At 65.2% G+C, this 19,785-nt stretch carries 18 protein-coding genes; 4 read left to right on the top strand and 14 right to left on the bottom strand.

The genetic code is table 11. The features are described from left to right. Window positions 1–82: 82 nt before the first annotated feature. The 10 genes from ABD687_RS18345 to ABD687_RS18300 all read right to left on the bottom strand — a co-directional run bounded on the left by ABD687_RS18345 (window position 83) and on the right by ABD687_RS18300 (window position 12,285). On the bottom strand, window positions 83–1,276 hold the full coding sequence (locus tag ABD687_RS18345) for an adenosine deaminase (protein ID WP_302263351.1): 1,194 nt from the start codon (window positions 1,274–1,276) through the stop codon (window positions 83–85). Window positions 1,277–1,375: 99 nt separating this feature from the next. After that, the gene (locus ABD687_RS18340) at window positions 1,376–2,098 is read right to left on the bottom strand and encodes a DedA family protein (protein ID WP_310289134.1); all 723 of its coding nucleotides are present in this window, start codon (window positions 2,096–2,098) and stop codon (window positions 1,376–1,378) included. 190 nt (window positions 2,099–2,288) lie between these two features. Continuing rightward, window positions 2,289–3,602, bottom strand: coding sequence for a thymidine phosphorylase (locus ABD687_RS18335; protein ID WP_310289137.1), 1,314 nt, complete (start codon window positions 3,600–3,602; stop codon window positions 2,289–2,291). A gap of 51 nt (window positions 3,603–3,653) precedes the next feature. Next, window positions 3,654–4,070: a cytidine deaminase gene (locus ABD687_RS18330; RefSeq protein ID WP_310289139.1), complete on the bottom strand. Its 417-nt coding sequence runs from the start codon at window positions 4,068–4,070 to the stop codon at window positions 3,654–3,656. 13 nt (window positions 4,071–4,083) lie between these two features. Further along, window positions 4,084–5,367, bottom strand: a complete 1,284-nt coding sequence (locus tag ABD687_RS18325) for an ABC transporter permease (protein WP_310289141.1) — start codon at window positions 5,365–5,367, stop codon at window positions 4,084–4,086. Beyond that, window positions 5,364–6,587, bottom strand: coding sequence for an ABC transporter permease (locus ABD687_RS18320; RefSeq protein WP_302263352.1), 1,224 nt, complete (start codon window positions 6,585–6,587; stop codon window positions 5,364–5,366). Before ABD687_RS18320 ends, ABD687_RS18325 begins: the two co-directional genes overlap by 4 nt. 35 nt (window positions 6,588–6,622) lie before the next feature. After that, a complete protein-coding gene (locus tag ABD687_RS18315) occupies window positions 6,623–8,179 on the bottom strand; it encodes an ABC transporter ATP-binding protein (protein WP_264268289.1) in 1,557 nt (518 codons plus the stop codon). Between the two features lie 208 nt (window positions 8,180–8,387). After that, a complete protein-coding gene (locus ABD687_RS18310; RefSeq protein WP_302262813.1) occupies window positions 8,388–9,482 on the bottom strand; it encodes a BMP family lipoprotein in 1,095 nt (364 codons plus the stop codon). Between the two features lie 278 nt (window positions 9,483–9,760). Beyond that, window positions 9,761–10,966: an amidohydrolase gene (locus ABD687_RS18305; protein ID WP_264268291.1), complete on the bottom strand. Its 1,206-nt coding sequence runs from the start codon at window positions 10,964–10,966 to the stop codon at window positions 9,761–9,763. A 206-nt stretch (window positions 10,967–11,172) separates the two neighbouring features. After that, window positions 11,173–12,285 carry a mannose-1-phosphate guanylyltransferase gene (locus tag ABD687_RS18300; RefSeq protein WP_264268292.1) on the bottom strand — a complete coding sequence of 371 codons (1,113 nt, stop codon included), beginning with the start codon at window positions 12,283–12,285 and terminating at the stop codon, window positions 11,173–11,175. A gap of 250 nt (window positions 12,286–12,535) precedes the next feature. Between ABD687_RS18300 and sdhC the strand changes: the two genes are divergently transcribed. The 4 genes from sdhC to ABD687_RS18280 are packed head-to-tail and all read left to right on the top strand — an operon-like array spanning window position 12,536 to window position 16,009. Next, window positions 12,536–12,931 carry a succinate dehydrogenase, cytochrome b556 subunit gene (gene sdhC / locus ABD687_RS18295; protein ID WP_217388615.1) on the top strand — a complete coding sequence of 132 codons (396 nt, stop codon included), beginning with the start codon at window positions 12,536–12,538 and terminating at the stop codon, window positions 12,929–12,931. 3 nt (window positions 12,932–12,934) lie between these two features. Then, the gene (locus ABD687_RS18290) at window positions 12,935–13,381 is read left to right on the top strand and encodes a succinate dehydrogenase hydrophobic membrane anchor subunit (RefSeq protein ID WP_264268293.1); all 447 of its coding nucleotides are present in this window, start codon (window positions 12,935–12,937) and stop codon (window positions 13,379–13,381) included. Between the two features lie 58 nt (window positions 13,382–13,439). After that, window positions 13,440–15,227 carry a succinate dehydrogenase flavoprotein subunit gene (gene sdhA / locus ABD687_RS18285; protein WP_310289147.1) on the top strand — a complete coding sequence of 596 codons (1,788 nt, stop codon included), beginning with the start codon at window positions 13,440–13,442 and terminating at the stop codon, window positions 15,225–15,227. Beyond that, complete coding sequence (locus ABD687_RS18280; RefSeq protein WP_264268295.1) at window positions 15,227–16,009, top strand: succinate dehydrogenase iron-sulfur subunit; 783 nt, start codon at window positions 15,227–15,229, stop codon at window positions 16,007–16,009. Before sdhA ends, ABD687_RS18280 begins: the two co-directional genes overlap by 1 nt. Window positions 16,010–16,204: 195 nt before the next feature. Here the strand turns inward: ABD687_RS18280 and ABD687_RS18275 are convergent, their stop codons facing one another. From ABD687_RS18275 to ABD687_RS18260, 4 genes are read right to left on the bottom strand one after another with little or no spacing between them, the layout of a single operon-like run. Continuing rightward, window positions 16,205–17,359, bottom strand: a complete 1,155-nt coding sequence (locus tag ABD687_RS18275) for a YihY/virulence factor BrkB family protein (RefSeq protein ID WP_302262815.1) — start codon at window positions 17,357–17,359, stop codon at window positions 16,205–16,207. Further along, on the bottom strand, window positions 17,340–17,897 hold the full coding sequence (locus tag ABD687_RS18270; protein WP_310289150.1) for a 2'-5' RNA ligase family protein: 558 nt from the start codon (window positions 17,895–17,897) through the stop codon (window positions 17,340–17,342). The genes ABD687_RS18275 and ABD687_RS18270 overlap by 20 nt, the downstream gene beginning before the upstream one ends. A 2-nt stretch (window positions 17,898–17,899) precedes the next feature. Then, entirely contained in the window at window positions 17,900–18,937 is a 1,038-nt protein-coding gene (trpS, locus tag ABD687_RS18265; protein WP_310289152.1) for a tryptophan--tRNA ligase, read from the bottom strand. A gap of 16 nt (window positions 18,938–18,953) precedes the next feature. Then, window positions 18,954–19,700 carry an exodeoxyribonuclease III gene (locus ABD687_RS18260; RefSeq protein ID WP_377700321.1) on the bottom strand — a complete coding sequence of 249 codons (747 nt, stop codon included), beginning with the start codon at window positions 19,698–19,700 and terminating at the stop codon, window positions 18,954–18,956. Between the last annotated feature and the right edge of the window lie 85 nt (window positions 19,701–19,785).

Genomic DNA, 19,785 nt, shown 5'->3' with positions numbered 1-19,785 from the left:
TCAATGCTCCAAGACGAGCATTGATGCACCGGCGTTCGGTGGCGGGGTCCGGCCGCTGCCGGACCCCGCGTGGGGTTCTCCCTTAGTCTTCGTCCTCGTCGTCAAGGTCCTCGTACTCGAGGTCATCGTCGTCGTCTTCGTCGTTGAGCGCGTCGTAGGCCTCATTGATGAAGTCGACCAGGGCCTCGCGCTCCTCCAGGGGAAGGAAGGCGGCCTCGGCGGCGTTCAGCGTGAGGTCCATCAGGTCCTCGAGGTCGTAGTCGAAGGCCTCGACGAGCAGTTCGAACTCGTCCGAGAGGGTGGTGCCGCTCATCAGCCGGTTGTCCGGGGAGATGGTGACGTTGAAGCCGGTCTGGATCAGCAGGTCCACCGGGTGGGACTCGATGCCCTCGCCAAATGCTGCGGTGGCGCCGGTCTGCAGGTTGGAGGACGGGCAGATTTCCAGGGCAATGCCGCGGTCGCGCACCCAGTTGGCCACCGGACCCAGGTTCACCAGGCCGGTGTCCTCACCGACTTCCTCGCCGTCGTCGTCGAGTCCGCCGTACTGGATTTCGATGTCCTCGGCAATGCGCACGCCGTGGCCCAGGCGCTGTGCACGTCCGGTGATCAGTGCGTCGCGAATGGATTCCAGGCCCGCTGCCTCTCCTGCATGCACGGTGGCGGGGAAGAAGTTTTCGGCCAACAGGTCGAACGCCTTCTTCATGCGCGAGGGTGGGAAGCCTTCCTCAGCACCGGCGATGTCGAAGCCGACGACGCCGCGGCTGCGGTGGCGCAGTGCGAGTTCGGCGATTTCGACGCCGCGGTCGGCGTGGCGCATGGCGGTGAGAATCTGGCCGACCTGGATCGGGGTGCCTGCCTCGGTCAGCCGGGTGCTGGCCTCCTCGATTCCCGCCTGCACGGCCTCGACGGCGTCGTCCAGGGACAGGCCCTCGCGCTGGTGTTGTTCGGGTGCCCAGCGCACCTCGCCGTAGACCACGCCGTCGGCGACGAGGTCCTCGACGAATTCGATGGCCACGCGCTTGAGCGCGTCCTTGGTCTGCATCACGGCAATGGTGTGGTCAAAGGTTTCCAGGTAGCGATCCAGCGAACCGGAATCGGCCGAGGCCCGGAACCAGGCTCCGAGCTCCTCTGCGTTGGTGGAGGGAAGCGCGTGGCCGGCCTCTGCCGCCAACTCGATGATGGTTTGCGGACGCAAGCCCCCGTCGAGGTGGTCGTGCAGCGATACCTTGGGCAGGGCCCGGAAGTCGAAGGAAGGGTCATAGGCAATGTGGATCATCTCGTCAGTCACCTGCCCAGCCTAGCGGTGTGCCGCAGGTTCCAACAGTGGGTGCAGGTGACGTGGGGGCAAATGTTCACCCAACGCTTCCAAGGAGTTCTAGTTGCCGTCCGACGCCATTGGTTCGGGCTCCGGTTCCTGCCCGGGAACGCGCACCGGGCGAGGCGCATCGATGGCGATTGCCTGGGCATTGGCACCGCGCATTTCACGTTCGGAAATGCGGCGCCCGGTCCGCACCAAGATGGCGTGGGAGAGCTTGTCGATCAGGTAGCCCATGATGATGGCCAGGGCGACAGAGAGGACGATCCCCAGCAGCTGGTTGTCGTGGAACCAGGCACCGGCAACCACGCCGATGGCCACCGAATAGCTGGACCAGGTCAAACACCCGACGACATCCAGCACGGTGAAGCGCCGGTGCGAGAAGCCGGTCGCTCCGGAACTGAGGTTCACCACCACCCTGCCAATGGGAACGTAGCGGGCGGTGAAGATCAGCATGGCCCCGCGCATGTTCAGTTCGCGGCGGGCAAAGGCAAAGAGCTTCTGCATGCGCGGGCGCCTCATCCAGCCGAACCGCTCGGTGCCGATGCGCCTGCCCAGCAGGTAGGCCATCTGGTCCCCGGTGATCGCCCCCACTGCCCCGGCAAGGATCAACAGGTAGACGTTGGGGATTCCGGTGCCTGCAGCCACGACGCCCAGGGCGACGAGCAGCGTCTCCGAGGGAAGGATGGGCAGGAAGCCGTCGATGAAGCAGAAGAGGCAAACGATCGGCAGGATCCACCACGCGTTTGCCGCGTGAACGATGGCCTCGTTGATCAGGTCCACTGGGAAACCGTCTTTCATTTGCATTGGCGGCGCACCGCTGGAAACCCCAAGGCGCGGCAACTCGTGGCCCCAAGAACCACTTGGCTCCCATTCTCCCGCATTTCACCGGCCACGTGAATCATTCCCCGGGTTGAATACTGGGTTCCGCGCATCGTCCGTTCGGACCATGCGCCCCCGGGACGGGGACGCCTCAGGAAGCGGTGATCCTGTCGATGACCAGTGCCATGTCCGGACGGCTTCCGGCCGGTGCGATGGTTGCCGCTCCCTCGAGCAGGGCGCGGGCGCGCTCGAAGCGTTCGGGGGTGTCGGTGAGCATGGTGGCCAGCGGGGCACCCCGGCGCACGAGGTCGCCGGGCTTGGCATGCAGGCGCACGCCGGCTCCTGCCTGCACCGGGTCCTGGCGGCGGGCCCGTCCGGCACCCAGGCGCCAGGCGGCAACTCCCACATCCATCGCGTCGAGTGAGGTGAGGACGCCGTCTGCTTGCGCGTAGAGGGTCTCCGACTCCTTCGCCACCGGCAACGGCGCGTCGTTGTCCCCGCCCTGCGCGGCGATCATGGCCCGCCACTTGTCCATCGCCCTGCCGTCCTTCAGCGCAGCCGCGACGTCCACGTCGCGGACACCCGCCCCGGCAAGCATCTCGGTGGCGAGCGCGAGGGTCAGCTCCACCACGTCGGCGGGCCCGCCCCCGGAGAGCACCTCGATGGATTCCTCCACCTCGATCGCATTGCCGGCGGTGAGCCCCAGCGGGGTGTCCATGTTGGTCAGCAGCGCCACGGTGTGCACCCCGGCGTCGGTGCCCAGGTTCACCATGGTGGCGGCAAGTTCCCGGGCATCGGCGAGGTTCTTCATGAACGCACCGGATCCCACCTTCACGTCCAGCACCAGCGCCCCGGTGCCCTCGGCGATCTTCTTGCTCATGATCGAGGAGGCAATCAGCGGGATCGACTCGACGGTGCCGGTGACGTCACGCAGCGCGTAGAGCTTCTTGTCGGCCGGGGCCAGGGAAGCGCCGGCGGCGCAGATCACCGCGCCGACCTCCGAGAGCTGGCGCATCATGGCCTCGTTGCCCAGCTCGGCCCGCCACCCGGAAATCGCCTCGAGCTTGTCCAGGGTGCCGCCGGTGTGCCCCAGCCCGCGGCCCGAGAGCTGCGGGACGGCAACGCCGAAAACGGCTACGAGCGGTGCCAGCGGCAGGGTGATCTTGTCCCCCACCCCGCCGGTGGAGTGCTTGTCTGTGGTGGCCATCGCCAGTCCGGCGGGGGTGCGGAGCGTGGAGAAGTCCATGCGCTGCCCCGAGTTGATCATCGCGGTGGTCCAGCGGGAGATCTCCGCCCTGTCCATGCCGTTGAGCAGGATCGCCATGTTCAGCGCCGCCATCTGTTCCTCGGCGATCACCCCGCGGGTGTAGGCGTCGATGGTCCAGTCGATCTGCTCCCCGGACAGGGTGCCGCGGTCGCGCTTGATGCGGATGATGTCAACGGCGTCAAAGTTCTCGGTGCTCATCTGTCTTCCTTGATCCGGACGCCGGCCCCGCGGGTGCGGGGGGTTCGCGGCCTAGAGGTTGTGCTTGCCGAAAGCGTCCGGCAGCACCTGGTCCATGGTTTGGATGCCGCGCGGGGTTATCAACTGCATCCGCTCCCCGCTGTGCTCGAAGAGCAGCTGCCGGCAGCGCCCGCAGGGCATCAGCGGGTTGCCGGAGGCATCCACGCAGTAGAAGGCGTGCAGCTTGCCGCCGCCGGTGGCAAAGAGTTCGCCGACCATATTGCATTCGGCGCACAAGGTGACCCCGTAGGCGGCGTTTTCCACGTTGCAGCCCGAGACGATGCGCCCGTCCTCGGTCAGCGCCGCGGCGCCGACCTTGAAGTTCGAGTACGGCGCGTAGGCCCGTTCCATGGCGGCGACGGCGGCCAGCCGCAGGGCCTCCCAATCGGCCTGGCCCACCACGGGCAGGGCAGCGGGGGAATCAATCATCGTTTCCCCCTCCCTAGCCCTTCACGTAGGGCTGGCCGGTGGCAGCCGGTGCCCGTGACTTGCCGACCAGGCCGGCCACGGCAAAGACCGTGACCACGTAGGGCAGCATCGCCATGAACTGGCTGGGCACCGGGGTGCCGATGATGGTGAGGATCGACTGCAGATTGTCGGCGAAGCCGAAGAGCAGTGCGGCGAAGAAGGCCCCGATGGGGTTCCAGCGTCCGAAGATCACCGCGGCCAGGGCGATGAAGCCGCGCCCGCCGGAGATTTCCTTGGTGAAGGAGTCGATGGCCACCAGCGTGAAGAAGGAACCGCCGATGCCGGCGATCGCCCCGCCCATGATCACGTTGACGAAACGCGTGGTGTTGACCTTGATGCCCAGGGTGTCTGCGGCCTTGGGGTGTTCGCCCACGGCGCGCACGCGCAGCCCCCAGCGGGTCTTGAAGAGCCCGATCCACACCGCCGCCACGGCGATGTACATCAGGTAGCCCACGATGGACTGGCGGAAAAGGATCGGGCCGATGATCGGGATGGCCGAGAGCACGGGGATCTCGATGACCGTCAGGCGGCCCGGGGAGTTGTAGAGTTCCGGGTCGGTCTGCATCACTGTGGTGAACAGGAACCCGGTAATGCCCGAGACCAGCACGTTGAGCACCACGCCGACGATGATCTGATTGACCACGTACTTGATGGAGAAGATGGCCAGCACCACCGAGACCAGGGCGCCTGCCACCGCCGCGGCGAGCAGGCCAAGCAAGGGGCTGCCCGTCACCGAGGCGATAATCGCGGCGCTGAAGGCGCCGCCGAGCAGCTGGCCTTCGATGGCGATGTTGACCACGCCGGCGCGCTCACACAGGACCCCGGAAAGCGAACCGAAGACCAATGGCACCGCCAGGGTCACCGACCCGGCAATCAGTCCGGCCAGGGAGATCTGCGGGGTGCGGGCGCCGGAGACGACCCAGACCAGGAACGCGAAGATGAACAGCGCGGCGAAGACCATGGGCACCCAGCCCGGGGTGGGTCGGTGCTCGCGCGTCATGAAGATCGAGTACCCGGCCAGCACGCACATGGCCAGGCCCAGCACGATTCCGGTGGCAATGCCGGGAACCACCACGTTCGGCAGGGTGAACACGTCGCCGCCGGTGGAGATCCCGAAGGTGGCGGTTTGCGCAGAGCCGCCGAAGCCGAAGAACACCAGTGAGAGCAGTCCGATGACCGAGAGCATGATGGGCGTCTTCCAGCCCACCGGCGCATGTACCAGGGACTTGGCGGACAGGGTTGGGGCCGGCGCGCTCATGCGCCACCTCCTTGGCTGGCAGGTGCAGCGGGCGCTGGCGCCTCGTGCCTGGGTTTCTTCGGTGTCTGGTGCTTCGACTTGCGGTTCAGCCCGAACATGGCGCGAACCAGGGGCGGTGCGGCAATGAAGAGCACGATCAGCGACTGGACCACCAGGACGATGTCGATGGGGGTCCCGGTGGAAATCTGCATGGTCACCGCCCCGGCACGGAAGGCGCCGAAGAGCAGGCCGGCAAAGAAGGTGCCCCACGGGGTGGAGCGTCCCAGCAGCGCCACCGTGATCGCGTCAAAGCCCAGGGATGCGGCGATGCCGGCGGTGAGCACCTTTTCGGTGCCCGCCACCTGGGCCACGCCAGCGGCTCCGGCCAGGGCGCCGGCGATGGCCATCACCAGGATGGTGGAACGCGCGACGTTGACCCCGGCGGTGCGAGCGGCAGCGGCATTGGCTCCCACGGCGCGGAACTCGAAGCCGATGGTGGAGCGCTTCAGGATCCAGGCAACCAGGACTGTCAAGGCGATGGCCATGACGAAGCCCAGGTGCAGGCGGGATCCGGGCAGCGCCGGGAAGACGGCGCTGGGATCCAGGATGGGGGAAATCGGGTTGGTCTCCCCCGGGCGCTGGAAGGCCTCGGTGTTCAGCAGGAAGTCAAGGAAGTACAGGGCCACGTAGTTGAACATGATCGTGAGGATCACTTCGTGGGCACCGGTGCGTGCCTTGAGCAGGCCCACCAGACCGCCCCAGACCGCTCCGCCGAGGATGCCCATGAGGATCACCAACAGCAGGTGCAGGCCGAAGGGCAGGTGCCAGGCAAAACCTGCATAGGAGGCCATGACGGAACCAATGATGATCTGGCCCTGGGCACCGATGTTGAACAGCCCGGCGCGGAACGCCAAGGCAACGCCCAGGCCGGCGCAGATCAGCGGGGTGGAAACCGTGAGGGTTTCCAGGAAGGGAGCAAAGCCCTGGCGCGAATTGTAGATCGAGCCCTGGAAGAGCGAGACGTAGGAGTCGGTTCCCGCCGCCCACAACGCCTGGAAAAAGTCCGAGGGACGCGAGAAGAGGTAGCCGGCGGTGGTGGCGACCTTGGGGTCGGTAACGGCAATCAGCAGCCCGCCGAGCACCAGTGCCACGATGACCGCCAGGATCGAGACGAGGCCCGGGCCCTGGGTGATTCGCTCCCAGGTGCTGCGCTGCTTCACTTCGGTGGTTTTGGCGTGCAGCGGTGGAGGGCTGCCGGGGGAAAGTTCGCTCTGGCTCACGCGAAGTCTCCTTCCATGTCGTCGGGGGAATCCTTGTGGGCGCTTTCGGCTTCGGTCGGCGAGACGCCGGCCATCATCAGGCCCAGGACATCTCGCGGGGTGTCCGCATCCACGATGCCGATGAGCCTGCCCTTGTAGATCACGGCGATGCGGTCGGCGAGCTGGAGCACCTCGTCGAGTTCGGTGGACACGATCATCACCGGGGTGCCGCCGTCGCGTTCGGCAAGGATGCGCCGGTGCAGGAATTCGATGGAGCCCACGTCGACACCGCGGGTGGGCTGGGAGGCGATGAAAAGACGCAGCGGGCGGGAGAGCTCGCGGGCCATCACGACCTTTTGCTGGTTGCCGCCCGAGAGGGAGGAAGCCAGGTTCTCGGCCGATGGGGTGCGCACATCGAACTCGGCGACCCGGGACGCCGCATTCTTCGCGACCTGGGCCGGGCGCATCGAGATGCCCTTAGCGAAGGGTGCCTTGTCGTAGAGGTCCAGGACCAGGTTTTCGGCAATGCTGAAATCCGAAACCAACCCATCGGCGGTGCGGTCCTCGGGAACGAAGCCGATGCCCGCGCCCAGGACCTGCTTGACGCTGCGACCCAGCAGTTCCTTGCCCTCCAGGGTGATGGAGCCGGAGACCCGGTCCTGGATGCCAAGGATCGCCTCGGTGAGTTCGGTTTGTCCGTTGCCCTGGACCCCGGCGATGGCCAGAATCTCGCCGCGGCGGATCTCGAAGCTCAGGTCATCGACCACGTGTTGGCCGGTGATGGAGGTGACGGTGAGGTTCTTGACCTTGAAGGTCGCCTCGCCCGGGTTGGCCGGGTCCTTGTCCATGGTGAGCTTGACCTCGCGGCCGACCATCATCGAGGCCAGCTCGGTGGTCTCGGCATCCGGTGCGGCATCGCCCACGACGCGGCCGCGGCGGATCACGGTGATGACGTCCGAGACGGCCTTGACCTCGCGCAGCTTGTGCGAGATGAAGACGATGGAGGTGCCGTTGGCCTTGAGCTGGCGCATGATGTCCAGCAGCTCGTCCGTTTCCTGCGGGGTCAGCACGGCCGTGGGCTCGTCGAGGATCAGCACCTCGGCGTTGCGCACCAGGGCCTTGATGATCTCCACGCGCTGCTGCACGCCCACCGGCAGGTCCTCGACCAGCGCGTCGGGGTCGACGTGGAATCCGTATTTGTCGGAAATTTCCCGGATCTTTTTCCGGGTGACCTCCAGGTCAAGGAAGCCGCCGCCCTTGGTGGACTCTGCCCCCAGGGCGACGTTTTCGGCCACGGTGAAGACAGGGACCAGCATGAAGTGCTGGTGCACCATGCCGATGCCCGCGGCCATGGCATCGCCGGGGCCGCGGAAGGTCACCGGTTTGCCGTCCACCAGGATGCGTCCGGCCGTCGGTTCGTAGAGGCCGTAGAGCACGTTCATCAACGTCGACTTGCCGGCACCGTTTTCGCCGAGCAGGCAGTGGATCTGCCCTTCGTCGACGACGAGGTCGATGTCCTCGTTGGCGTAGAACGATCCAAAAGCCTTTGAAATTCCTTGGAGTTCGAGTTTCACGACACCACCATTCTTGCTTGTCAGATAGCGGTGGTGGCCCCAATGGGGCCATCCCTCCGCATTGCCCGTGCCAGCTGGTTCCAAGACTATGCAGGCCAACGGCGCACCGCCAGCCCCCACTGCCACCTCCACGTGTTGCGGGAGGTGCAAGGGGGCAGGCAGCGCGCCGTGTGGTGCGGTGTCCGGAACCCGCCGGATATGCGGGGTGCTAGGCCTTCGGGCTGGCCTGCGATTCGACCTTGATCGAACCGTCGATGATTCCGGCCTTCAGGGCCTCGAGCTCGGCCTTGGTCTCGGCCGAGACCTCGGAGTCGAAGTCGTGGAACGGAGCCAGCGCGACGCCGGTGTTCTCCAGGGTGCCCACGTATGCCTCAGAATCGAAGGTGCCGGCCTGGTCCTCGGTGATGACCTGCTCCACCGCGGTGTCCATGGTCTTGATGACCGAGGTCAGCATGATGTCCTTGTAGTCCGGTGCGGTGAGGTAGCCGTCGGAGTCGACCCACACCAGCAGGGCGTCCTTGCCCGCTGCGTTGGCTTCCTTCACGGCCGCACCGGCGCCCTTGCCGACCGGGCCTGCCACGGGCATGACGATGTCGGCGCCCTGGTCGAGGAAGTTCTTGGTGACCTGCTTGCCCTTGTCCTGCTTCTCGAAGTCGCCGGTGAAGGTGCCGTCCTGCTTGTCCTTGTCCCAGCCCAGCAGCTTCACGTTCTCGTTCTTGTCGGCGTTGAACTTGTCGACGCCGTCGGCAAATCCGTCCATGAAGATGGTCACGGTCGGGATCTTGATGCCGCCGAAGGTGGCGACGGTTCCGGTCTTGGACTGGGCCGCAGCCACGTAGCCGGCCAGGTAGGCAGCCTGGGCCGTGTCGTAAATAATCGGCTTCACGTTTTCGATCGGCTCGTCGTAGGCGAAGTCGACGATAGCGAAGTGCTTGTCGGGGTTGGCCTCGGCAGCTGCCTTGGTGGCATCGCCGAGCAGGAAGCCAACCGTGATGGTGAGGTTGCAGCCCGCCCCCATCATGCCGTTGAGGTTGGTGGCGAAGTCGGAGTTGGCCTTGGACTCGGCGGTCTTCGGCGTGAAGCCCAGCGCCTCAGCGGCCTTGCTCAGGCCGCGGAAGGAAGATTCGTTGAAGGACTGGTCGTCGAATCCGCCGGAGTCGGAAACGATGCAGCCCAAGTAGTCCGATGCCGCGTCCGGGCCGCCGTTGCCTTCCTCGGGGGCAGCGCCACAGGCCGTCAGGACGAGTGCAGAAATGCCGAGCACGGCAGCAGCCATACCGGTCTTGCGCTTGATGTTGCGCATAGGGAGTTCCTCCATATAGTTACGAGCTACAAGTACCGTGGCCCGGATTCCCGGGAGCTACCCGACAAAGAATCCATGCCCACGATTGGTGGGGCACTGCCGCCGGCAACTTGCCGCGCCGGCATGAATCCACTGCTTCCCACGACGACCCGGGCCCCCCACGATTGTGGGGCAGGACGCGTTCGGAAGGAACGGCTTCACAACCACATAGCCTAACCTGTAAAACGCTTGACGCATTATGGAAGAAGGTTACAACCAGATAACGCTACGGATCGGACCTACTCCTCGGTAGCCAACCGCAGCTGTTCGATGGCCCGGAGGGCTGCCGAGGCCATGACCGTCACGCCCACCTCGATGGCTGATTCGTCGGGAATGTAGTCCCCGCGGTGCAGGTCGTAGTTTTCCCCGCCCCGGGTTCGCGTGCCCAGGCGCATCATGGCGCCGGGCACCTTGCTGGTCATCCAGGCGAAGTCCTCCCCTCCCATGGATTGCGGGGTGAGCACGATGGATCCGGAACCGAACTCGGCGCGCGCCGAATCCTCAATGAGGTCGGTCTCCTCTTCGGTGTTGATCACCGGGGGGACGCCGCGGATGTGCTCGAGCTTGACCTCGACTCCGTAGGGGCTTGCCACCTGGCGCACCACTTCGTCCAGCAGGTCCCCGGCGCCCTTCCAGGCTTCCCCGTCGAGGCAGCGCATGGTTCCGGCCAAATAGCCGGTGGCAGGGATCGCGTTGGGAGCGCTGCCGGCATGGATTTGGCCCCAGACCACGGAGACCGCGCTGCGCACGTCGATGCGCCGGCCCAGGACAGCCGGCACGTTCGTGGCGATCTGGCTCATCGCGAAGACCAGGTCCTCGGTCAGGTGCGGGCGGGAGGTGTGCCCGCCGCGGCCGACGAGTTCGATCTTGATGGTGTCGGACGCGCTGGTGATCGCGCCGATTCGGGTGCCGATCTTTCCGGCGTCGATGCGCGGCTCGCAGTGCAAGGCCACGATGCGCGGGACGTCGTCCAAGACGCCGGCGGCAATAACGTTCAGTGCGCCGCCTGGCATCTTTTCCTCGGCGGGCTGGAAGATCACGCGGATCCTCGCGCCCAGCGGCGACTGGTCGTCGATGGCCTTGAGCACTTTGGCAACCCCGAGCATCACGGTGGTGTGGATGTCGTGGCCGCAGGCATGCGCAACCCCGTCCACCACCGAGGCGTAGTCCAGGCCCGTTTCCTCCAGGATCGGCAGCGCGTCGATGTCCGCGCGCAGCGCCAGGGCGATGGGCCCCTCGCCGATGTCTACGTACGCACCGGTGTCCTCCAGCGCGACAGGGGCCAAGCCCACCTCGCGCAGCCGGGTGAGGATCCGTTCGGTCGTCTTGTATTCCACGAACGAGAGCTCCGGATTCGCATGGACCTCTCGACGGAATGCCACCAGCTCGCCAACCATGGGCTTCACCCAGGGCTTGACGGAGGGAATCTTCAGGTCTTCATTCATACTCGTGCGCACCTTACCGACAATACGCGCTGGGACCTGAGCTTGCGCTGTTCGCTTCCAATTGTTGCCTCGCTCACTTTCGCCTCCTTTACAATGCGGACGCTGATGCGCAACCGTTTCCGCCGAATGAAAATGCCCCGCGGCAAACGCTTCTTCAGCACTGCCGCGGGGCATCGGAACGTGCCGGCGGCTTCCGGCCCCTGCACCTACAGGACGTCGACGGCGCCCTCGGCCTTGAGCTTTTCCACGGTGCCCTTCACCGACTGGGCATGCTCCTTGGTGGTGACCAGCAGCGCGTCGGGAGTGTCCACCACGACCACGTCGTGGATGCCGATCAGGGCAATGACGCGCTTGGAGTCGGTGACCACCACGCCGGTCGCGTTGTCCGAGTACACGCGCGGGTTCGCGCCCACCACGGTGACGCCTGTCTTCTCGCTGGCCGGATTCAGCCGGCCGATGGCGGCAAAGTCTCCGACGTCGTCCCAGTTGAACACCCCGGGAATCACGGCCACGTCCCCGGCCGCGGCGGCAGGCTCGGCCACTGCGTAGTCGATGGCAATCTTGGGCAGCGTTGGCCAGATGCGGTCCATGGTCGCCACGCGATCGCCGGTTTCCCAGGCGGCTGCGATTTCCATGAGGCCGGCGTGCAGCTCCGGCTGGCTGCGCTGCAGGTGCTCGAGCATCAGTGACACCGGGGCCACGAACATTCCTGCGTTCCACAGGTAGCCGCCGTCGGCGAGGTAGCGACGGGCGGTGTCCTCGTCGGGCTTCTCCACGAACTCGACCACGTCGCGCGCGGTGGGTGCGCCGGAGATGTCCATGCGCTCCCCGGCCCGGATGTAGCCGAAGCCGGTGGACGGCAGGGTCGGACGGATGCCGATGGTGACGATCTTGCCGGTGGCGGCGGTGTGGATCGCCTCGCGCACGGCCTCCTGGAAGACCTCCACCGGGACGATGACCTGGTCCGCGGCGAAGGAACCCATGATGGTCTCCGGGTTGCGCAGGTACAGGATCGCCGCGGCCAGGCCGATGGCTGCCGCGGAGTCCTTGGGATCCGGCTCAAGGACCAGGTTCAGGTCGCCGAGCTCCGGCAATTGCGCCAGCACCGCGGTGCGGTGCGCGCGACCGGTGACCACCATGATGTTGTCGCCCGCCAGCGGGATCAACCGCTCGTAGGTGGCCCGAATCAGTGTTGATCCGGAGCCGGTCAGGTCGTGGAGAAATTTCGGGGCTGCGGCGCGCGAGAGCGGCCACAGACGGGTGCCGACACCACCTGCAGGGATGACCCCGTGGAATCGTGCCATGAGTTCAGCGTTCATCCGACTAAGGCTAATGGATGAACCTCGGGAAAGCAGTGCCGGCCCCCATGAAATACAGCATTGGAATCTAATGTATTTCGCGCATTTCCCGGATGTTTAGCCGATCAGCCCCGTGTTCCGGTGAGGCTACTCACACGGATAGCCGAAAGAATGGGCACCCTTGTCGATGGTGGTCTAAGATCGGGCAAGGAACGCTCGCACCAAGGCGTCAATTTATTGTGTGGAAAATACACATGCGCCCTTGCGAGTCATGGAGGTTAATTCAGTGTCGAAGGCTTCGTCAGGCACCCTCTACCGCGGCCATGAAGGCATGTGGTCTTGGGTGGGGCACCGCGTAACGGGTGTCGTAATATTCTTATTCCTTTTGGTACACGTGCTCGATACGTCCCTGGTCCGGGTCTCCCCCGGCGCCTACGACGCGGTCATGTCCACGTACAAGAACCCGCTGATGGCCCTGGGTGAAACCGCCCTCGTCGCTGCCATCGTCTTCCACGCGTTCAACGGCTTGCGCCTGATCCTGGTCGACTTCTGGAAGTCGGGAACCAAATACCACCGCCAGATGCTCTGGGGCGTTTTGGCCCTCTGGGTCATCACCATGGTGGCATTCTCCATCCGCCACCTGTCACTCGCCTTTGGAGGTCACTAACCCATGTCGGCAGAAATCGCTGCACCCCGCAGCCAACGCATCGATCCGAAGTACAACCGCGCCCGCAAGTCGCGCGGCAGCTTCGAAATGGTCGCATGGCTCTTCATGCGCCTCTCCGGCGTCGCACTGGTCGTCTTGATCTTCGGACACCTCTTTGCGAACCTCATGGTCGGCGACGGCATCAACGCCATCGACTTCGGCTTCGTGGCCGGCAAGTGGGCCGATCCGGTCTGGCAGTTCTGGGACCTGGCAATGCTCTGGCTGGCCATGCTCCACGGCACCAACGGCGTGCGCACCATCATCAATGACTACGCCGAGAAGCCTGCCACCCGCGTGTGGCTCAAGGGCATCCTCTACGTTGCGACCATTGTCATCGTCGTCATGGGCACCCTGGTGATCTTCACCTTCGATCCCTGCATCGCCGGTAACACCATCGCGGCTTGCCAGTAATCTTCGGCTCCCCGTTCGTTCGCTGAAGCAGAGAATTCAAGAAAAGAGAGCATCAGGTATGCAGGTACACAAGTACGACGTCGTGATCGTCGGAGCAGGCGGCGCAGGCATGCGCGCGGCCATTGAATCCGGCCAGCGCGCACGTACGGCCGTCCTCACCAAGCTTTACCCAACCCGCTCGCACACCGGTGCGGCACAGGGTGGCATGTGTGCGGCCTTGGCCAACGTAGAAGAAGACAACTGGGAATGGCACACCTTTGACACCGTCAAGGGCGGGGACTACCTGGTTGACCAGGACGCAGCCGAGGTCATGGCGAAGGAAGCCATCGACGCTGTGCTCGACCTGGAAAAGATGGGTCTTCCGTTCAACCGAACCCCGGAAGGCAAGATCGACCAGCGCCGCTTCGGCGGCCACACCCGCGACCACGGCAAGGCCGCCGTGCGCCGCGCGTGCTATGCAGCCGACCGCACCGGACACATGATCCTGCAGACGCTGTACCAAAACTGCGTCAAGCACAACGTTGAGTTCTACAACGAGTACTACGTCCTGGACATGCTCATGGTTGAGGAGGATGCCTTCCGCGAGGACGGCACCGCCTACAAGCAGAAGCGCGTTGCAGGCGTGGTTTCCTACGACCTGGCCACCGGAGAACTCCACGTCTTCCAGGCCAAGTCCGTCGTCTTCGCCACCGGCGGCGCCGGCAAGGTCTTCAAGACCACCTCCAACGCCCACACCCTGACCGGCGACGGCATGGGCATCGCCTTCCGCAAGGGCATCCCGCTCGAGGACATGGAATTCGTGCAGTTCCACCCGACCGGCCTGGCCGGCCTGGGCATCCTGCTCTCCGAAGCAGCCCGTGGCGAAGGCGCCATCCTGCGAAACTCGGAAGGTGAGCGCTTCATGGAGCGCTACGCCCCCACCATCAAGGACCTCGCACCGCGTGACATCGTCGCCCGGTCGATGGCCAACGAGGTGCGCGAAGGCCGAGGCTGTGGCCCGAACAAGGACTACGTGCTGCTCGACCTGACCCACTTGGAGCCGGCACACATCGATGCCAAGCTCCCGGACATCACCGAGTTCGCCCGCACCTACCTGGGCGTGGAGCCGTACACCGAGCCGGTGCCGGTCTTCCCGACCGCGCACTATGTCATGGGCGGCATCCCGACCAATATCGAAGCCGAGGTCCTCCAGGACAACGACACCGTGATCCCGGGCCTCTTCGCCGCCGGCGAGGTTGCCTGCGTTTCGGTGCACGGCTCCAACCGCCTGGGCACCAACTCGCTGCTGGACATCAACGTGTTCGGCAAGCGCGCCGGCATCTCCGCTGCCAAGTACGCCCTGGGCGCCGAGTTCGTTGAGCTTCCCGAGGATCCGGAGGCATTCACTGCCAACCAGATCGATGCCATGATCAACTCCACCGGAACCGAGCGCGTTGCAGTCTTGCGCAAGGAACTGCAGGACATCATGGACGCCAACGTCCAGGTGTTCCGCGACAAGGACTCGATGAACCGTGCACTCGTGGTCATTGAGGAACTGCGCGAACGCTACAAGAACGTCTCGGTCCAGGACAAGGGCAAGCGATTCAACCTCGACCTGCTTGAGGCCATCGAGCTTGGCTTCCTGCTGGACATGGCCGAGGTCATGACCGCAGCCGCCATGTACCGCAAGGAATCCCGCGGCGGTCACTACCGCGAGGACTTCCCGAACCGCGACGACGAGAACTTCATGAAGCACTCGATGTCCTACCGCGATGCAACGGCCACCACCGAGGGCATTTCCGGCATCCGCATGGAAACCAAGCCCGTCATCTTCACCCGTTACCAGCCGATGGAGCGTAAGTACTAATGAGCACGGAACTTCCGGAACCAGCATCGAAGATTGAGCTGAAGCCAGGTGTTGGCGGCGGCGGAGAAATCCCGCAGTTCAACATCACCTTGCGCGTCCGCCGGTACCTGCCGGAGACCACCGCAGACGCGTACTGGGAAGACTTTGAGCTGACCATGTACGGCACCGACCGCGTGCTGGATGCCCTGCACAAGGTCAAGTGGGACCACGACGGTTCGCTGTCCTTCCGCCGTTCCTGCGCCCACGGCGTCTGCGGCTCCGATGCCATGCGCATCAACGGCCGCAACCGCCTGGCCTGCAAGACCCTGCTCAAGGACCTGGACCACTCCAAGCCGATCACCGTTGAAGCCATCAAGGGCCTGCCCCTTGAAAAGGACCTCATCGTCGACATGGAGCCGTTCTTCCAGTCCTACCGCGAGATCATGCCGTTCCTGATCAACAAGGGCCACGAGCCCTCGGCGGAGCGCTACCAGTCGGCAGAGGACCACGCCAAGTTCGAGGACACCACCAAGTGCATCCTCTGCGCCGCGTGCACCTCTTCCTGCCCGGTCTTCTGGACCGATGGCCAGTACTTCGGCCCGGCGGCAATCGTGAACGCACACCGCTTCATCTTCGACTCGCGCGATGATTCAGGCGACATGCGCTTGGAGATCCTGAACGACAAGGAAGGCGTGTGGCGCTGCCGCACCACCTTCAACTGCACCGAAGCATGCCCGCGCGGCATCCAGGTGACCCAGGCAATCGCCGAGGTCAAGCAGGCCATCCTGGCCCGTTCCATCTAGTTTCCAACTAGGCCCCCGTGTGGCCCGGCATCCCTTCGAGGGGAGGCCGGGCCACACTGCTTTAACGCAGTATCTGGGGGTGGGCGGGCGACGGGACGGCCATCCGCGCAGTCCATTCTCATGCCATGGGGCAGGACCCCATGCGCGGGCCCATGTGGGGGTGTCCAGGGAAGGCGAAAGCTCTGCTTTTGCCGGTCAGGCGCGTTTGGCGCGAGCGCGTTCCACGTCCGCCGAGCGAACGGCCACGACGGCCGCCGAGAGCAGGTACACGTGTCCGAGCAGGTTGAACCAGACGAACAACCCCAGGATCACGGCAAAGGGCGCCAGCACGGCATTGTTGGTCAAGGAGGCCAGCAACATGGCGGAGAGGAAGCGCAGGATCGTTGCACCGGCTCCCGCCAGCAGGACGCCACCCGCCAGTCCCCCGTCAATGACCTTGGCCCGTGAAGCCACCCGCAAGAGCACCCATGCGGTGGCGCAATCCAGGCCGAACATCGCCACGACGAAGCCCACCCTGCTCAACGCGTTGGTCCACCACCCATTGAGGTGGAGTACTGCCGACAGGGATTCAACCATCGAGGAACTGGCAATGGCCAGGGTGCTCGAGGCAATCAGGGCCACTGCCAGGACCAGCAACAGCAATGCGTCGCGCAGCTTGGACACCACCGGGTTGGAGCGGTCCCGATGCAGGCCAAGGATGGTGCGGATGCCCTCGCGAAGACCGGACAGCCAGCCCAACGACGTGAAGACCAAGGCGCCCAGGGAAACGGCAAGGGTGAGCCCGAAACTGCGAAAGCCCAGGAGTTGTTCCGGGTTGGCCAGTCCCCCGTGGCCGGTGTCAAGCAGTCCGGGTGTGCCGGCCGCGACCATGGCGATCACGCCGTCGCGCAGCACCGGGTTCTCGCTGGCAAACATTCCCAGCACGGCGAACCCCGCCACGAGCATCGCGGCGATCGAGAAGAACATCCGGTATGCGCTGCCGGCGGCCAGCAACGGTCCGCGGCGCCTGACGTAGAGGTTCCAGACCCTCAGGGGGTAGAGCGCGTAGAACCTGGCGGTGAGCAGGAGGCAGAAGGCCTTGAAGCGCAGCCACGGCGTGCCGGAGGCACGCGCTTGGTAAAGTTCCTGCGCCTTCAGCCGGATGAAGGCGTGAAGTGCCCGCGGGTCCAGAGGGGAAGGCGGGGCCACGACCGGAGCGCCGACAAAGCGGCGGGCCACCACGCCGGGGGCCCGGGTTCCAAGTTCCCCGGCAACGGGGTCAATGGACGTACTCGCCGAAGCGGCCGGCTCAACGTCGTCGGCCGTGTCCCAAGCCGGCGCCGTGGTTCCCTTAGCTCGACGGCCCGCCAAGACCCAGCTCCTCACGAAGCGACCAGGCACCGGTGGCATCGAGGGCAAAGAGACCAATCCTTTGGACCGTGAAGCTCAGGGATACGCCCTTGAGTTCTTCCTGGGCCAGGTCCATGACAGCCTCTTCGACCTCGTGGGCGATCGTGAGGTGCGGGTGGTAGCCGTAGGCCACCTCGTGCCGCATGGGACCGTCAACCAACGCGTCATGCAGTTCACTGCACGAATCGGCGCCGTTCTCCACGTTCAGGAACACCACCGGGGTGATGGGCCTAAACGTCCCGGTCCCGCGCACGCTGACCTCGAAGGGCTCCGCCTGGGCAGCCACCTTGTGAACATGTTCCACCGCGGAATCCCAGTCGGTGGTGGAGCCGGAGACCAGGGTGATGTGCGGGGCGACGGCCGCTGCCGCCACTCCGCCGTAGCGCCGGAGCCACGTGCGCAGTGCTGCGTCGTGCGGTGCAGGGATCTCAATGACCACCCCGAGGGCCGTCGCATGCGCGACGTCGGTGCCGGTCGTTTCCCCTGCATTGGTGCCCATTGCTAGCGGATCTCTCCCAGGGGAGCCATGAAGCCAACGCGCTCGTACACGTCTGCCAGCGTCTTGGAGGCAACCTCGCGGGCCTTGAGGGCGCCGGCGGCAAGGAGCGAATCCAACTCGGCCGGGTCCTGGAGCAGTTCAAGGGTCCGGGTCCGTACCGGGGTCAGCGCCTCGACGACCGCCTCCGCCACTGCGACCTTCAGGTGGCCGTACATCTTGCCCTCGAACTCGGTGACCAGCGCCGGGATCGGGGTTCCGGTCACTGCCGAGAGGATCTCCAGCAGGTTCGTGACCCCGGGCTTGTTGGCCCGGTCGTGGGCCACGACCGTATCGGCGTCGGTGACCGCCGACTTGATGCGCTTGGCGACGGTCTTGGGCTCGTCCAGGACGTTGATCAGTCCGTTGGGGCTGGAGGCGGACTTGGACATTTTGGAGGTCGGGGCCTGCAGGTCGTAGATGCGCGCCCCTTCCTTCTTGATGAAGGCCTCCGGCACCACGAAGGTCTCGCCAAAGCGGTGGTTGAAGCGGGTGGCCAGGTCGCGGGCCAGCTCCACGTGCTGGCGCTGGTCATCGCCCACCGGGACGCCCTGGGGCTGGTACAGGAGGATGTCGGCGGCCATGAGCACCGGATAGGTGAACAGTCCCACCGACGCGACGTCCGCGCCGCCCTTGGCGCTCTTGTCCTTGAACTGCGTCATCCGGCTGGCTTCGCCGAAACCGGTGATGCAGTTCAGCACCCAGGCAAGCTGCGCGTGCTCGGGCACCTGGGACTGGACGAAGAGCGTTGACTTCTCCAGGTCGATGCCGCCGGCAATGTACTGGGCGGCGGTGACCCGGGTGCGATTGCGCAAGTCGGCTGGATCCTGCGGGACCGTGATGGCGTGCATGTCGGGGATGAAGAAGAACGCGTCGTAGTCATCCTGGGCCTTGACCCAGTTGACCAGGGCGCCCAGGTAGTTGCCCAGGTGCAGGGAATCGGCCGAGGGCTGCATGCCCGACAGGACGCGCGGACGGGTGGTGGTGGCCAGTGTTTCGCTCATGCGTGGGGTTGGTCCTTTAGAACTGGTAGTCGACGACCAGCGGAGCGTGGTCGGAGAAGCGCAAATCGTAGGCCGAGGCGCGATCCACATGGGACTTGATGGCCTTCGCCGTGAGGTCTGCGGTGGCCATGTGGTAGTCGATGCGCCACCCGGCGTCGTTGTCGAAGGCCTGCCCGCGGAAGGACCACCAGGTGTAGGGACCCTGTGCGTCGGGGCCGGCCAGTTCGCGGGCCACGTCCTTGTAGCCGATCTCGGCGCCAAAGAAGCCGTCGAAGTAGGCGATCTCCTCGTCCATGACACCGGCGCGCTTATTGTGGTTCGGCTTCCAGTTCTTGATGTCTTTCTCGGTGTGCACGACGTTTAGGTCGCCCACCACCAGCACGTGGTCCTTCTCGTCCTTCAGCTCGACCAGGCGCACATTCATGCGCTCGAGGAAACGGTATTTGTCTTCCTGCTTCTGCGTTCCCAGCTCGCCGGAATGCACGTAGGCGGAGACCACGCACAGCGTGCTGCCGTCCTGCATGGTGAAGTCCGCTTCCACCCAGCGCCCGGACTCGGCGAAGTATTCCTCGCCGATGTGCCCGCGCACGGCGGCCGGCTCGGCGCGCGAAAGCACCGCGACCCCGGCGCGACCCTTGTCCTTGGCCTCGGCGTGCAGAATGTGCCAGCCCTCGCCGACCAGCTCGCGCACGATCGCATCCGGCGCGCGCACCTCCTGCAGGCAGACGATGTCAGTGTCGCGGGCATCGATCCAGTCGGCCATGTTGCGCTTGTAGGCAGCACGGATGCCGTTGACGTTCACCGAGGCAACGCGCACCGCACGCTCGGACTTGGCCAGGATCTCTTCT

This window comes from Paeniglutamicibacter sulfureus (assembly GCF_039535115.1).
GTDB classification, from domain to species: domain Bacteria; phylum Actinomycetota; class Actinomycetes; order Actinomycetales; family Micrococcaceae; genus Paeniglutamicibacter; species Paeniglutamicibacter sulfureus.
This window is presented reverse-complemented; position numbering and strand designations above follow the sequence as displayed.

What these genes read in the sequence shown, in the direction of transcription:
- ABD687_RS18345 (WP_302263351.1), bottom strand. Translation starts at nt 1,276, where the DNA reads ATGATCCACATTGCCTATGACCCTTCCTTCGACTTCCGGGCCCTGCCC.
- ABD687_RS18335 (WP_310289137.1), bottom strand. Translation starts at nt 3,602, where the DNA reads ATGAGCACCGAGAACTTTGACGCCGTTGACATCATCCGCATCAAGCGC.
- ABD687_RS18330 (WP_310289139.1), bottom strand. Translation starts at nt 4,070, where the DNA reads ATGATTGATTCCCCCGCTGCCCTGCCCGTGGTGGGCCAGGCCGATTGG.
- ABD687_RS18325 (WP_310289141.1), bottom strand. Translation starts at nt 5,367, where the DNA reads ATGAGCGCGCCGGCCCCAACCCTGTCCGCCAAGTCCCTGGTACATGCG.
- ABD687_RS18310 (WP_302262813.1), bottom strand. Translation starts at nt 9,482, where the DNA reads ATGCGCAACATCAAGCGCAAGACCGGTATGGCTGCTGCCGTGCTCGGC.
- ABD687_RS18305 (WP_264268291.1), bottom strand. Translation starts at nt 10,966, where the DNA reads ATGAATGAAGACCTGAAGATTCCCTCCGTCAAGCCCTGGGTGAAGCCC.
- ABD687_RS18300 (WP_264268292.1), bottom strand. Translation starts at nt 12,285, where the DNA reads ATGAACGCTGAACTCATGGCACGATTCCACGGGGTCATCCCTGCAGGT.
- sdhC (WP_217388615.1), top strand. Translation starts at nt 12,536, where the DNA reads ATGGAGGTTAATTCAGTGTCGAAGGCTTCGTCAGGCACCCTCTACCGC.
- ABD687_RS18290 (WP_264268293.1), top strand. Translation starts at nt 12,935, where the DNA reads ATGTCGGCAGAAATCGCTGCACCCCGCAGCCAACGCATCGATCCGAAG.
- sdhA (WP_310289147.1), top strand. Translation starts at nt 13,440, where the DNA reads ATGCAGGTACACAAGTACGACGTCGTGATCGTCGGAGCAGGCGGCGCA.
- ABD687_RS18280 (WP_264268295.1), top strand. Translation starts at nt 15,227, where the DNA reads ATGAGCACGGAACTTCCGGAACCAGCATCGAAGATTGAGCTGAAGCCA.
- ABD687_RS18270 (WP_310289150.1), bottom strand. Translation starts at nt 17,897, where the DNA reads ATGGGCACCAATGCAGGGGAAACGACCGGCACCGACGTCGCGCATGCG.
- trpS (WP_310289152.1), bottom strand. Translation starts at nt 18,937, where the DNA reads ATGAGCGAAACACTGGCCACCACCACCCGTCCGCGCGTCCTGTCGGGC.
- ABD687_RS18260 (WP_377700321.1), bottom strand. Translation starts at nt 19,700, where the DNA reads ATGGCCGACTGGATCGATGCCCGCGACACTGACATCGTCTGCCTGCAG.